16 protein-coding genes are annotated in these 13,652 nt (G+C 64.0%); 10 read left to right on the plus strand and 6 right to left on the minus strand.

The window, feature by feature from the left end:
• Positions 1–115 precede the first annotated feature (115 nt).
• The 4 genes from ACVIGB_RS24655 to ACVIGB_RS24670 all read left to right on the plus strand — a co-directional run bounded on the left by ACVIGB_RS24655 (position 116) and on the right by ACVIGB_RS24670 (position 2,214).
• Positions 116–325 carry a cold-shock protein gene (locus tag ACVIGB_RS24655; RefSeq protein WP_092123914.1) on the plus strand — a complete coding sequence of 70 codons (210 nt, stop codon included), beginning with the start codon at positions 116–118 and terminating at the stop codon, positions 323–325.
• Positions 326–557: 232 nt separating this feature from the next.
• Positions 558–1,676 carry an acyl-CoA desaturase gene (locus ACVIGB_RS24660; protein WP_456725084.1) on the plus strand — a complete coding sequence of 373 codons (1,119 nt, stop codon included), beginning with the start codon at positions 558–560 and terminating at the stop codon, positions 1,674–1,676.
• A gap of 43 nt (positions 1,677–1,719) precedes the next feature.
• Positions 1,720–1,887 carry a hypothetical protein gene (locus ACVIGB_RS24665; protein WP_456720685.1) on the plus strand — a complete coding sequence of 56 codons (168 nt, stop codon included), beginning with the start codon at positions 1,720–1,722 and terminating at the stop codon, positions 1,885–1,887.
• Positions 1,888–1,977: 90 nt separating this feature from the next.
• A complete protein-coding gene (locus ACVIGB_RS24670; protein ID WP_092123912.1) occupies positions 1,978–2,214 on the plus strand; it encodes a hypothetical protein in 237 nt (78 codons plus the stop codon).
• Between the two features lie 24 nt (positions 2,215–2,238).
• On the opposite strand, the gene ACVIGB_RS24675 is transcribed toward ACVIGB_RS24670, so the two are convergent.
• Entirely contained in the window at positions 2,239–2,610 is a 372-nt protein-coding gene (locus ACVIGB_RS24675; protein WP_456720684.1) for a cupin domain-containing protein, read from the minus strand.
• A gap of 195 nt (positions 2,611–2,805) precedes the next feature.
• Between ACVIGB_RS24675 and ACVIGB_RS24680 the strand changes: the two genes are divergently transcribed.
• Positions 2,806–3,204 carry a hypothetical protein gene (locus tag ACVIGB_RS24680; RefSeq protein WP_244549789.1) on the plus strand — a complete coding sequence of 133 codons (399 nt, stop codon included), beginning with the start codon at positions 2,806–2,808 and terminating at the stop codon, positions 3,202–3,204.
• A 62-nt stretch (positions 3,205–3,266) separates the two neighbouring features.
• Here the strand turns inward: ACVIGB_RS24680 and ACVIGB_RS24685 are convergent, their stop codons facing one another.
• From ACVIGB_RS24685 to ACVIGB_RS24700, 4 genes are all read right to left on the minus strand, one after another.
• The gene (locus ACVIGB_RS24685; protein ID WP_456720683.1) at positions 3,267–4,091 is read right to left on the minus strand and encodes an amino acid kinase family protein; all 825 of its coding nucleotides are present in this window, start codon (positions 4,089–4,091) and stop codon (positions 3,267–3,269) included.
• Positions 4,092–4,105: 14 nt separating this feature from the next.
• Positions 4,106–4,918, minus strand: a complete 813-nt coding sequence (locus ACVIGB_RS24690; protein ID WP_456720682.1) for an amino acid kinase family protein — start codon at positions 4,916–4,918, stop codon at positions 4,106–4,108.
• A 188-nt stretch (positions 4,919–5,106) separates the two neighbouring features.
• Positions 5,107–6,411 carry an ATP-binding protein gene (locus ACVIGB_RS24695; protein WP_456720681.1) on the minus strand — a complete coding sequence of 435 codons (1,305 nt, stop codon included), beginning with the start codon at positions 6,409–6,411 and terminating at the stop codon, positions 5,107–5,109.
• A complete protein-coding gene (locus tag ACVIGB_RS24700) occupies positions 6,408–7,070 on the minus strand; it encodes a response regulator transcription factor (protein WP_456720680.1) in 663 nt (220 codons plus the stop codon). Before ACVIGB_RS24700 ends, ACVIGB_RS24695 begins: the two co-directional genes overlap by 4 nt.
• A gap of 265 nt (positions 7,071–7,335) precedes the next feature.
• On the opposite strand from ACVIGB_RS24700, the gene ACVIGB_RS24705 reads away from it, so the two are divergent.
• From ACVIGB_RS24705 to ACVIGB_RS24720, 4 genes are all read left to right on the plus strand, one after another.
• Entirely contained in the window at positions 7,336–8,091 is a 756-nt protein-coding gene (locus ACVIGB_RS24705) for a COG4705 family protein (protein ID WP_456725083.1), read from the plus strand.
• A 57-nt stretch (positions 8,092–8,148) separates the two neighbouring features.
• The gene (locus tag ACVIGB_RS24710; protein ID WP_456720679.1) at positions 8,149–8,547 is read left to right on the plus strand and encodes a hypothetical protein; all 399 of its coding nucleotides are present in this window, start codon (positions 8,149–8,151) and stop codon (positions 8,545–8,547) included.
• Between the two features lie 75 nt (positions 8,548–8,622).
• The gene (locus ACVIGB_RS24715; protein ID WP_456720678.1) at positions 8,623–9,393 is read left to right on the plus strand and encodes a COG4705 family protein; all 771 of its coding nucleotides are present in this window, start codon (positions 8,623–8,625) and stop codon (positions 9,391–9,393) included.
• 383 nt (positions 9,394–9,776) lie between these two features.
• Complete coding sequence (locus tag ACVIGB_RS24720; protein ID WP_456720677.1) at positions 9,777–11,777, plus strand: hypothetical protein; 2,001 nt, start codon at positions 9,777–9,779, stop codon at positions 11,775–11,777.
• A 69-nt stretch (positions 11,778–11,846) separates the two neighbouring features.
• Here the strand turns inward: ACVIGB_RS24720 and ACVIGB_RS24725 are convergent, their stop codons facing one another.
• Complete coding sequence (locus tag ACVIGB_RS24725) at positions 11,847–12,824, minus strand: zinc-dependent alcohol dehydrogenase family protein (RefSeq protein WP_456720676.1); 978 nt, start codon at positions 12,822–12,824, stop codon at positions 11,847–11,849.
• Between the two features lie 125 nt (positions 12,825–12,949).
• On the opposite strand from ACVIGB_RS24725, the gene ACVIGB_RS24730 reads away from it, so the two are divergent.
• Positions 12,950–13,525 (plus strand): TetR/AcrR family transcriptional regulator, encoded by a 576-nt coding sequence (locus tag ACVIGB_RS24730; protein WP_456720675.1) that lies wholly within the window; start codon positions 12,950–12,952, stop codon positions 13,523–13,525.
• Positions 13,526–13,652: the final 127 nt, after the last annotated feature.

Consider the following 13,652-nt stretch of genomic DNA (forward strand, 5'->3'; position numbering starts at 1 on the left):
CCTCGCCGCTGATAGCGTGCCTGACTGACGACCCTCACCCCCTGAACTTCGAATTAGCCGGCTGCGCCCTCGGGTGCGGCTCCAAACACGCATCTATACTAAAGGACGATGTTCCATGAGCTTGGGAACTGTGAAGTGGTTTAACGGCCAGAAGGGTTTCGGCTTCATTCAGCCGGACGACGGCGGCCAGGACGTTTTCGTTCATATCAGCGCCGTCGAACGCGCCGGCATGAGCTCCCTCAACGAGGGTCAGAAGGTGTCTTTTGAAATCGTTGCAGACCGCCGGACCGGCAAATCTGCTGCGGACAATCTCCGCGCGGTGTAAGCTGCGACAATTAGCCATGCTGCTTTGACCACGGATGAACTGGCAGAGCCTCTGGTTACGCGACCCCGCGACTGGTCACCCGGCCGCGGGGTTCTCTTTATCAACACCGCGCGCAATGCCCGCCAGGACCAGGACTTGAACCGTCTGCCGGCGAAGCGGCCTGCGCATCGAAGCAGCTGAGGTCGCGAGCGTGTCCACCAAGATCGATCCAGCGCCGCAGCACGACGACATCATGTACCCGCAGGTGCTCCCGTTCGTGCTGGTCCATTTGGGGTGTCTGGCGGCGATCTGGTCGGGCGTCTCATGGCCAGCGATTGCAATTTGCGTCGCTCTGTATTGGCTGCGCATGTTTGCGATCACGGCCGGGTATCATCGCTACTTCTCGCATCGAGCCTATTCGACCAGCCGGACGTTTCAGTTCATCCTCGCATTCCTGGCCCAAAGCAGCGCCCAGAAGAGCGTCCTCTGGTGGGCTGCGAAACATCGGCATCACCACCTTCATTCGGATACCGAGCAGGATGTGCATTCACCGCTGCACGAGGGCCTCGTGTACAGTCATCTCGGCTGGATCTTCTATCGACAGCACGATGCAACTGATCTGACGAAAGTTTCGGACTTTGCCGCGTATCCAGAGTTGATGTGGCTGCACAAATTCGAGGTTTTGCCGGCGGTCGTGGTCGCAGTTCTGTGCTTTCTCGTTGCCGGATGGCCGGGGCTCCTGGTCGGTTTCTTCTGGAGCACCGTGCTGGTCTATCACGCAACGTTTTGCATCAACTCCCTCGCACATGTTCACGGACGCAAGCGATATGTGACGGGCGATGACTCCCGCAACAATTGGCTGCTGGCTCTGGTTACGATGGGTGAGGGTTGGCACAACAATCACCACGCCTATCAAAGCAGCGCGCGGCAGGGCTTCCGCTGGTGGGAGATTGACGCGACCTATTATATTCTGGTGGCCTTGTCCTGGCTCGGTATCGTCTGGGATCTGAAGGCGCCGCCCACCCAGGTTCTCCAGAACGAGCAACGCCTGGGATCGCGCGTGATCAAGCGGACGGCCGAGCAGCTCGCCGGCCGTTTCAATCCCGAATACATCGCACAGGCGATCAAATCCTCCGTCCATGAAACCGGATTGTCGGTGCGGGACGCGCTTTTCCTGTTGCAGCATCGTGCCGACTTGCATCTGCCCAGCATGCCGACGCGCGAGCAGTTGTTGGCTGAAGCCCAGGCCATGTTCGCGAAGACGCGATCGTTGGACGATATCGTCGACCGTGCACATGAGCTCCTGGTGGAATCGGTTTGCTTCCTTCTGGCCGTTCCGCCGCCGGTGGCCGGGGTAAACCCGAAAGCTTGAGGGAGCGGTAGCATTTTGCCTCGGGCATCCCCATATAAAGTCAATGACCAACTGGCAAAAACCGAGCAAGCGCGAACCACCCAAGACCAAGGCCGAATTGCGCGAGATGCTGACCGAGGCGGTGCGTAACACGCCGAGCCCGGACCAGGCGTCGAAGCAGCGCCCGGCAAAAGCCAAAAAGACCGCGGCTGGTGCCGCCGACGTCGATTAAGTCCCGCGCACCACCCGACCGGATCGCCCGCCCCGGGATACGACCGAATTCCATTCGCGACGAGCGCGAAGATTTTCGTGAAGGAGCAGCATGCGCAAGCTTCCCAAGCCTACCGAACAAGAGATCAATGAGGGACCCCAAGCGGTGTCTTTTCAGATTGCGAACGGAAACGCGCGGCAGAACTGCATCCTGCAAACCACATTCCCGACGAAGATGCAGGCGCACAAATATCTTCTCGCGAATTGGCCGACCTTCGAAAAGATGGCTCGCGATGCCCTTGCGGCGGGGACCATTGAAGGCGGCCAGATCAAGCTCGCGATGATCTGAACAGCCCACGGAAACACCCAAACCTCACGGCTCCATCGTGTAGGCGCGCCCGGGTTCGAGCGCGTAGATCGTCAGAAAGCGCAGCGGCCGTTCCGGGTCGCAATTGCGAAACAGCGTGTGCGGAACATCGGCCCGATCCTGCAAGGTCTCGCCTGCCCGATATTGTCTCGGTGCCTCGTCGCCATAGGCGGACTCGGCAACACCTTCGACGATGAAGATCACGCCGCCGACCGGATGCCGGTGCAGCGGAGCAACCCCGCCGGGCGGATAGGTGACCTCGGCAACGACAAGCTCGCGCTGATCGCCGGGCAGTTGCAGTCGCTCGAGGGTCTTGCGCGTGACGCCGGTGAACCCGGCCTGCCGGGCGTTCGACTGCCCCTCGTTGCTTTCAGCCATTGGCACCCTTTCTCGTCTCGCGAACGATTGTGTTCGGATCACATCGCAGAGCGATAACTATGGGCGCGCTGCAACGGCGCAACAAGGTGCCCGGGCCATTTCAATCCGTGCAACACATCCAAGCCGAAGTCCTTGCCACCCCTGCTCCGGCGTTGCAGGATTCCGTTGCCGAAAACCTTCAGCAGTGGGCCTTGCATGAGAACGAGCATCGTTACGACGCGATTGTCGGGAGCAGCCTTCCTGGCGCTCATCCTCGCGGCATCAAGTGTCACGCCGGCGTCGGCGGCGCCGGCCGTGCCGGAATGCTCGATGTCGGTGACGTTGGCGGATTGGGGCGAGAATTCGACCGGCGACATCGACGTCGCAGCAGGCGAAAGCTGCCAGATCCCGATCGGGATCCGCGGCACGGTGACGGACTCGTCGATCTCGCAAAAGCCGGCCTATGGCAAATTGAAAAAGATCAACGCCTCGACCTTCGAGTACAGGGCGAAAGCCAAGTACAAGGGCAGCGATACGTTTGCCATCAAGGCCACAGGTCAGGGACCGAAGGCCTCCGGCACCTCGGTCATCACCGTGCACGCCACGATCAAGTAATCGCCGACCCAGTTAGATTGGCGTGCGCCGGGCAAACCCGGCGCGCGACGCTTGCATCCGTCTCAGGCCGGCCGCGCGCCGGTGCGGATGATCGAGCCGACATGCTGGCCGCGCAGCGCCGCAGTGAGCCGGCCGGGGACCAGGCCGTTCACGACCTGCACGCGTTCGATATGGCGCGCATTGGCCATCACCTCGAGCAGCGCGGGATCGAACGGCAGCGTCCCCTTCAGCTTGGCAAGATCGGCGAAGCTGGTTTCGCGCAGCAGCTGGGCCTTCTTGCCGTCGGGACCATTCGGATCGTCGCTGTACACGCCGTCGACGTCCTCGACGATGGTGAGGCCGGCGGCGCCGAGCGCATCGGCGATCAGGAACGCACCGGTGTCGGCGCGGTGCAACGGGATGCGCGAGACCGGGAATTCATGATGGTGATACGGCGGGAAGGCGCTGCCCACCACCGCGCGGGCCGCCGAGAGATGGATCGCGAGCTGGCTCGCGATGGTCGGATGCTCGATATAGGACACGCCCTCCGGCGCCAGCAGGCAACCGAGAATGTGGCCATTCTGGCCGGCCTCGCTTGCGGCGAGCGGCGCGAGCGAGCCGACCGGCAGTCCGAGGTCGAGGCCGACGCTGTAGAGATGGCGCGCGCGGATGCCGGCGCCGGTCAGGATCAGCATGCGGTGCTCGGATAGCAGCGAGCGTAGCTCGTCGACGATCGGCAGGATCGCTTGATGGCCGCGATCCATGATGGAGCGGCCGCCGATCTTCACCACCTGCACCCAGGGCAGCAGCGGGATCGGGCGTCCGCCGGCGACGGGACGGGTGAGATCGCTGTCGAGCAGGGTCTGGCGCGCGAGCGGCGAAGCGACGTGCTTGATGGTGTCATCCATGGTCGTGTCCCTGCTCAGTTCGCGGTGATGATGGTGCCGACATGCTCGCCCGCGAGCGCGCGGGTGAGATTGCCGGGGACGAGGCCATTGACGACCTGCACCTGACGAACGTGGCGCGCGGTGGCGAGCAGATCGAGCACCGGGAATTCGAGGATCGAATCCTGCAATCCCTTCGCCTTCATCTCGGCGACCGAGATCTTCGGAATGAAGGTGGCGCCCTTCGAGGTCTTGGGGTTCGCGGTGTAGAGGCCGTTTTCGTCCTTCACATAGATCATCGACTTGCAGCCGAACTGCTCCGCGACCAGGAAGCATCCGGCGTCGGTGCGGTAGGGCGGGATCATGCCCTCGGCTGCGGGCCGCATCCACAGCCCGTAAGGCGGCATGCCGCTGAAGATCACGGCGTTCACCTCGGCAAGATAGAGCGGCACGGCCGAGAGGCCGGCGCCGCTGACCGCGGAGATGCCGTGCTTGGCGAGCAGCTGGCCCAGCATCACCGCGTTCTGATCGGCAACCGAGGCGCCGAGCTGCGAGAGCACGCCGGCCGGCAGCCGAAGCCCGGCCGCGATCGAGTAGAGATGCCGGGCGCGGGTGCCCGCGCCGGTCCCGATCAGCATCTTGTGCACCTTGCGGGCCGCGACGATCTCGTCGACCAGCGGATAGACCGCGGCGCGGCCGCGATCGATGACGCTCTGGCCGCCGATCTTGATCACCGCGGCATCCGGCAGGATCCGGAAGTTCGACGCCGCCTCTGCCGTCGCCAGGAGCTGCGGATCGGTCAGCGACCGCTGCATCAGGAGCGCTTCAAGCTCCGCCGTCGTGGTTGCCATGAGGAACGTCCTTATCTCCAATGCGCCTGGCATTGCTTTCGTCGGCCCCGCGACATCCGAACCGGTCTCGACCGGCGGCTCGCAAAGCCCGCATCCGAACCGCACTGGTAGCGATAAGCAGGGCGGGTCTCAAGATGCAATGGCGATGATGCCGCGCGGCTGGCACCCATTTTGCCGGCTGCCAGGCCTTACCCACCGGCCGCCGGCAGCTTGACGGTCACGCGCAGGCCTGAACGTCCGGCACCGGTCACATTTTCGAACAGAACCGAACCGGCGGCATGATCGACGATCCGCTTCACGATCGAGAGCCCGAGCCCGGCGCCCTCGCCGCTCGGCTGACCGCCGCGAAAGAACGGCTCGCCGATCCGCGCCAGATCCTGCGGCGGAATCCCCGGCCCGGTGTCCTCGATCTGGATGACGGCCATTCCGTCCTCCCGACCGACGGCAAGATCGACAGCCCCTCCGTTGGGCGTGAACTTGATTGCGTTCTCGACTAGGTTCCGGACCGCCGAGATCAGCGACAGCTCATCAGCGCTCACCGCGACCACCTCGACCGTCGTGAAACCGAGATCGATGTTGCGCGCTGCGGCCTCAGGCAGCAGATCGGCGACGACGCCCTTTGCGATCTTGTCCAGCTCCACGGGTGCGCTCACGATGGCCGGCGCAGCGTCCTGACGCGCCAGCGCGAGAAGTTGCTCGAGCAGATGCTTGGTGCGCCGCATGCCGCTCTTCAGCGCATCGAGCCGGTCGCGCGTCTCCGCCGGCATGTCGAGGGAGGCGAGATTTTCCGCCTGCAGGCTGAGCGCGGTGATCGGCGTTCGAAGTTCATGGGCCGCATCGGCGATGAAACGCCGTTGCTGGTCCATCATGACGCGCACCCGCCCCAGCAACCCGTTGATCGAGCCAAGGAACGGCTGCAGCTCACTTGGCGCGCCCGTCGCCGGCAAGGCACCGACGTCATCCACCCTGCTCGCATCGAGATCGCCGGCGAGGCGCAACATCGGCCGGAACGATCGGGCGATCACGAATGCCGTCATCAGCAGCAGGCACGGCACCAGCGCGGCAATCGGCAACAGCGTGCGTACGGCCATATCGCCCGCGATCTCCGTGCGGATCTCAGTCTGCTGCGTCACCGCGAAGCGGCTGCCGTCCGGCCGGGTCCGAAGCAGCACGCGGACCGGCTGCGCGTGATAGACATCATTGTGCAGCCCATCCTTCAGTCCCCAAAGCCGGCGATCGTCGGCGGAGCCGCGCGGCACCTCGCCGAGCTCGACGACGGCAACCTCGGCTTCCGCGTCGACGCCGGTGACCGGTCGGCTCTGCCGGATCGGAGCACTCAGCGCAAAGCTGCCGATCTGGATCAGGACGGAGTCCTGCATCTCGATCGCTTCGCTGTAGGCCCATCTGTACGCCAGGAGTCCTCCGACGGCGCCCGTCAACAGGATGATCGCGGTGAGTCCGACGAACAGGCGTCCGCGCAGCGATCTCATCATCTCGAACGATCCACCATCCATCCGACGCCGCGCACGTTCCTGATCGCCGCGGCGCCGAGTTTTCTGCGCACGGCGTGGATCAGGAATTCGACCGCGTTGCTCTCGACCTCCTCGCGCCAGCCGTAGATCTGGCGTTCGAGCTCGGCACGGGAGAGGATCGTTCCCGGCCGCGCCAGCAGCGCCTGCAGCAGGGCGAACTCGCGTGCACTGAGGACCGCCTTCTCTTCGCAGAAGGTGGCTTCCCGCGTGGCCGGGTCGAGATGAAGCTCGCCATTCGTCAGCACCGGGGGCGCTCCGCTGCCCTCGCGCCGCAGCACCGCGCGCATGCGCGCCAGCAACTCGGCGATCTCGAACGGCTTGACCAGGTAATCGTCGGCGCCGAGATCGAGCCCCTGGACGCGATCGTTCAGCGCATCGCGTGCGGTGAGAATGATCACGGGAAGGCGCGAGGCGCGCTCCCGGATCGCCTTGAGGACGTCGAGACCGTCAGTCAATGGCAGGCCGAGATCGAGCAGCGCAATGTCGTAGGTCTCGCTGCGGCTGGCTTCGATGGCGAGATCGCCATTGCGCACCCAGTCGACCGCATAGGCGGCATCCCGCAGCGCCTCGACGACGGCGGCGCCGATCATCCTGTCGTCCTCCACCACGAGCACCCGCATCGCCTGGCAATCCATCCCGATCCGCGCCGGGAGTAGGCCCGGCGAAACTGCGTCGCACCGAACAACCCGCGACGCCTGCGCGATCATATCAGTTTCGACTTAGCCGCGGCTTAGGGGCTTTCGGCGCCCAGATGGCGGCCGCACCGCCCACCTAAGCCGGGGCTAAGTCTCGCAGGGCACGCTCGCTGTCGAACTCGGCGGAACCGCCGACCCTGTCAAAGCGGAGCTTCACACCGTGCTGGATATCAGACCCATCGGCCGCAGCATGCTGAGCAAGGTCCCCGAAGTCACTCTCGTCTTCTGGCTGATCAAGATCATGTCGACCACGGTCGGCGAGACCGGCGCCGATTACCTCGCCGTCCATGTCGGCCTTGGCACCAGTGTGACCGGGCTGCTGATGATCACGCTGCTTGCCGCAGTACTGGCCATTCAGCTGCGGATGGACCGTTACGTGCCATGGGTCTACTGGCTGACGGTCGTGCTCGTCAGCATCGTCGGGACGCAGATCACCGATGCACTGACCGACAAGCTCGAGATCAGCCTCTACGTCAGTACGGCCGCCTTCGCGATCGCCCTGGCCGCGACCTTCGCGATCTGGTTTTCGGTCGAGCGGACGCTGTCGATCCACAGTATCGTGACCCAACGGCGCGAACTGTTCTACTGGGCCGCGATCCTCTTCACATTCGCGCTCGGCACGGCTGCGGGCGATCTTGCGACCGAAGCGCTGGGCCTTGGCTTCAACGTCGGGGTGGTCGCGTTCGCGGCACTGATCGCGGCGATCGCGGCAGCTTACGCACTCGGCGCCAATGCAGTGTTGACCTTCTGGCTCGCCTACATCCTGACGCGTCCGCTCGGAGCATCGTTCGGCGACCTGCTGTCCCAGGCCCGTGAGTATGGCGGCCTCGGCTTCGGCACGATCTACACCAGCCTCGCCTTTCTGACCGTGATCGTTGCGCTGGTCGCCTGGCTGTCGTTCGAAGCCGACGCCGGCGGAAAGCCCGAGGCGTCGCCCGGCGCGTGAATTCGACATGCGTCCCGACGGACACCCATCGAAGCCCCCCACACAGGAGAACCACCCATGAACAAGACGACACTCGGCCTTGCGACGGCGATTGTTGCGCTCGCAGTCATCCAGCCGCTCCCCGATGCCAACGCAGGCCTCAGGCTGCTGCCGCACACGCAGACGGCCGCCGCCAGGCTCGGCGACCTGACGCCATTTCGCAGCATCGCCGCCGATGTCGCGGCACTGGTCGACAAGGGCGACCTGGCCGGCGCCAAGACGCGGATCAAGGATCTCGAGACCAAATGGGACGAAGCGGAAGCCGGACTGAAGCCGCGCGCGGCTGCGGACTGGCACACAGTCGACAAGGCGATCGATCGTGCGCTCGATGCGGTGCGTGAGACCAACCCGGACGCCGCCAAATGCAGGAAGGCACTCGCCGAGCTGCTGTCGATCATGGACTCGATCAAGGCCTGATCTCTCCATCCATCATTTCGACCACCGCCGGCGGCATCGACCGCCGGCGACCCGGCCTCCCGGAGCGAAGAACCCATGGAATTATTGTTGCACGACACCGCCGCGGACGAGCGCGCGGGGAAAGTCCCCGCCGTCACGCTCGGCTTCTGGGTCATCAAGATTCTCGCCACGACGCTCGGCGAGACCGGCGGCGACGCCGTCACGATGTCGATGAATCTCGGCTATCTCGTCGGCACCGCGATCTTCGCGGTCATCTTCGCTGTTGCCGTCGCGGCGCAGATGGCCGCGAAGCGCTTTCATCCGCTGCTCTACTGGACCGTGATCATCGCGACGACGACCGTCGGCACGACCTTTGCCGATTTCGTCGACCGTTCGCTGGGAATCGGATATCTCGGCGGCTCATCGCTGCTCGCCGGACTGCTCGTCGTGTCCCTCGCCACATGGCATCGCGCCATGGGAACGGTCTCGATCGCATCGATCGACAACAAGGCGGCCGAAACCTTCTACTGGATCACGATCCTGTTCTCGCAGACGCTGGGCACCGCGCTCGGCGACTGGATGGCCGATTCCACCGGCCTCGGCTATAGCGGCGGCGCCATCGTGTTCGCCGCCGGCATCGCCATCATCGCCGCCGCCTATCTCTGGACGCGGGTGTCGCGCACCGTGCTGTTCTGGATCGCGTTCGTCCTGACCAGGCCGCTCGGCGCGACTGTCGGCGATTTCCTTGACAAGCCGCTGGATCACGGCGGCCTTGCGCTCAGCCGCTACACGGCATCGATCGCTCTCGCCGTTGCGATCGCCGCCCTGGTCTTCATCCTGCCGCAGCGGGCCGGAGAGCACGCGTGAACGCCGAGCCTCTGCCCGCACCGGACATCGTTCTCTGAGTGCGGGTACGTTGGCGCGGCGCGATCATCGTCTCGCGATCGATCCGATCGCGGTCGATGGTCCGTCGCGAATTGCATGAACGGAGCCTCTCTGTGTGACGTGGTTCCGAAGCGAGGGTCTAGGACGTTTTGCCGCAGTTCGTTCGGCCAGGAGGTGTGACGCCCGTCATAGATGACGCGCGCGAATTCTGCGATCCTGATCTTGATACTGCCTGCTTTTTTGATGCGCTGCTCTCGGCCCAATGACGCTGGTTCAGCACCAGCCCGCTTCGCGAGCACAAAATTGATTGCCTTGCACCTTGGACATTAACCGGTTTCGACCGGCGCACCACGAGGACGCAAACCATGGCCAATACCGCACCGGTCGTCACGATTGGCAACCACAGCCTGTTGTACAATCAGTGGCAGAAGATGCAGCCATGGCTGACTTATTTCGACGCTGACGGCAATCCCGCGCAGAGCTTTCAGTTCTTTGACAGCGGCACCGCCGCGACCAGCGGCTATTTCTGGACTCCCAGCAATAGCCATTGGGATGCCGGCACCGTCATCGACGTTGCCGCGTCTGACCTCTCCGATGTGTGGCTGCGTGCCGGCTCGGTCGGCGGCAGCGAGACACTCTGGGCACGCGCCTTCGACGGGACGGACTGGAGCACCTGGACCACGTTCACCTTCACGACGATTCCAAACACGCCGCCTGTCGCCACGATCAACGACCAGCAGCTGCACACCAACACATGGGCGCAGGTCACGAACTGGCTGAACTACTCCGACGCCAACGGCGATGCTGCGACCAAGTACCAGTTCTGGGACAGCGGAACGTCCGCCACCAGCGCGTATTTCTGGACTCCCACCAATTCCCATTGGGCTGCCAACACGGTGATCGACGTTTCGGCCGCCGATCTCGCCAATGTCTGGATCCAGGGCGGCTCCACGACCGGCTCCGAGACCATGTGGGTCAGAGCGTTCGACGGAACGGACTGGAGCAACTGGGATACCTTCACGTTGACGTCGACGAATTCGGCCCCCATCGTGACGATCGGCGACCATTCCGTGCACATGGGCCAGTGGGTGACCGTCGGCAACTGGTTGACGACGTCGGATGCCGACAACGATGCAATTACGAAGTATCAGTTCTGGGACAGCGGCTCGGCCGCGACCAGCGCCTATTTCTGGACTCCGACCAATTCCCACTGGGGTGCCAACACCGTGATCGACGTTTCGGCCGCTGATCTCGCCAATGTCTGGATCCAGGGCGGCTCGGCGACCGGTTCCGAGACAATGTGGGTCAGGGGGTTCGACGGCACCGCGTGGAGCAATTGGGATACTTTCACGCTGACGTCGACGGTCAACACGCCGCCGGTTGCGACCATCAACGACCAGTCGGTTCACGTCAATCAATGGGTCAAACCCGAGGGCTGGCTCAGCACCAGCGATGCCGAAGGCGATACGATCACGAAGTATCAGTTCTGGGACGGCGGCGCGGCCGCGACCAGCGCCTACTTCTGGACGCCGACAAATGCGCACTGGGCGGCCAGCACGCCCATCGACGTTTCGGCGTCCGATCTGGACAATCTCTGGATTCAGGGCGGCTCGGCGGCGGGCTCCGAGACCATGTACGTGCGCGCCTTCGACGGCACCGCCTGGGGCAATTGGGACAGCTTTACCCTGACGTCCACGAACACCGCCCCGACGGTTGCGATCAGCGATCATTCGCTGAACGCCGCGCAGTGGGCGCAGCTCGTCAACTGGACGACGGCATCCGACGCCGACGGAGATGCGATCACCAAGTACCAGTTCTGGGACGGCGGCGGCGCCGCGAACAGCGCCTATTTCTGGACGCCCGCCAATTCACATTGGGCAGCCAGCACCCCCATCGACGTTTCAGCGTCCGATCTGGCCAGTGTCTGGGTGCAAGGCGGCACCGCCGGCGGTTCCGAAACCATGTATGTGCGGGCCTTCGACGGTACCGCCTGGAGCAATTGGGACAGCTTTACCCTGACGTCGCTGCCAAACCACGCGCCCGTCGCCTCGATCAACGATCAGACCTTGCACATCAACGAGTGGAGCCAGGTCAGCAACCTGTTGTCCTACTCTGACGTCGACGGAAATCCCGCGACCGAGTATCAGTTCTTCGACGGCGGCAACACCGCCGACAGCGGCTACTTCTGGACCTCCGCGAATTCCCATTGGGCAGCCAGCACCGTCATCGACGTCAGCGCCGCGGCCGTCGATGACGTCTGGGTCCGCGGTGGCGCCGCCACCGGCGCCGAGCCGATGTATGTGCGTGCGTTCGACGGCATCGACTGGGGCGCGTGGCACGCATTCGTGCTCACGACCATCGTCTAGCTGCCTGTCGCGATCCGGCGGCTGACACGGCATTGCCGTGTCACGCCACCGGCTGCGCGGGTACACAGCCTAGCTTGGCGTGAAGATGACCTTGCCCTTGAATGCTGCCGCCTGCGCGATGGCCTCCGGGAATCCCTCGAGGCCATAGCTCCCGACCACCGGTGCGCTGATCGCGCCGGATGCGACCATCGGCACGAGGTGGTCGTACATCTTGGTCAGGGTCTCGTCGGTTGCGGTCTTGCCCCAATGGCCGAGCCAGAAGCCGCGCACGGACACTTCATTGAAGATCACGCTCAATGCCGAGCCGGAGAACGGCTGTCCGCTCATCGCGCTGTAGATGACGAGCACCGCCTTCGGCGCCAGGCAGTTCATCAGGTTCAACGTGGACGCGCCGCCGACAACGTCGAGCGCCAGCAGGATCGGCGCCCCGCCGGTCTCCTTGGCGACGCGCTTGACGAGATCCGGCCCGTCGACCAGCACGACATCACCGCCGACCGACTTGACCTCGTCCACGACTTCCTCGCGCCGGACGACGTTGACCGTCTTGAGCCCGAGCGACTTGGCAACTGCGATCACCGCCCGCGCCGTCGCCGAATTGGCGCCGTTCTGGATCACCCAGCCGCCGTGCGGGATCTTCACGAAATCGGTCAGCAGCAGATAGGCGGTCGCCGGATTGACCCCGATCATCGAGAGTTGCTGGATATCCGCTTTCTCAGGCAACGGCCGCTGCCACGACGCCGTGAACTTGACGCGTTCGGTCCAGGTCGGGACCGTGAACGGGATCAACGTGCGATCGCCAACCTTCAGGTTCTTGACTTGCGATCCCGCGGCAACCACCCGCCCGACGCCCTCGATCCCGAGCGTGGCCGGCGGCGTCGGCAGATAGCCGTAGCGCCCGGCGATGATCATGAAATCCGAGTTGTTGATTGGCGCGGCCTCCACCGCGACCACGACCTCGTTGGCGCCGGGGCTGCCGACGTCGGGCACCTCATTGAGCTTGACCACATCCTGGGCACGTCCGAACGCAACGACCTGAACAGCCTTCATGGCACGATCTCCCGATTTCGTTGTGTACTAGTAAGTACAGAACATGGATGACGTCAATGGTCCAGACTGCCTTCACAGCAAGGTGAAGGCTTCACATCCGACGCGGGAGTACATAAAAGGGCAATATGGCAAGGCCGCGCAGCTTCGATCCGGACGATGTCCTGGAAATCGCCCGTCAGGTATTCTGGCAAAAGGGATTCCAGGCGACCTCGCTCGACGAGATCACGGCCGCGAGCGGCGTCGCGAAGCCCAGCCTCTACGCGGCGTTCGGCGACAAGAACGCGTTGTTCCTCAAGGTGCTGGACCGCTATCACGACGGCATCCTGGGCTGGGCCGAGCGCGTGCTGGCGCAGCCGGGGCCGGCCAGCGAAGCCATCAGGCAGTGGCTCACCGGCTTCATCCCCTACTGCTCGGGCGAGAAAGGACAGCGCGGCTGCCTGTCGATCAATTCCGCGACCGACGGCTCGCTCGATCAGGCCGAGCTTCGCAAGAGCATCGAACGCTACAACCGGCAGCTCGAAGAGCTGTTGCGCGTCCGGCTGCGCGCCGACCGCGCCCAGTTCAGGAAGGGTTTTGATCCCGACGTCACCGCGCACACCATCATGGTCGTGCATGCCGGGCTGCTGGCGCTCGCGCACCAGAGGCCGGATTCAAAACGGGTGAAGGCCGTGATCGACCAGGTCATGGGCCTGCTCGCCTGAGTTTGCCGGCACCCGGCCTGGCCCGGCGGCACACAGTGCCTCGCAAGAATGTGAATATATGACGATCGTCATGTTATTGATGTCGGGCGCGTGATGACCATGTCCGGATTGGCTGCTGGGCCTTTCC

The organism is Bradyrhizobium sp. USDA 4341, from assembly GCF_054063755.1.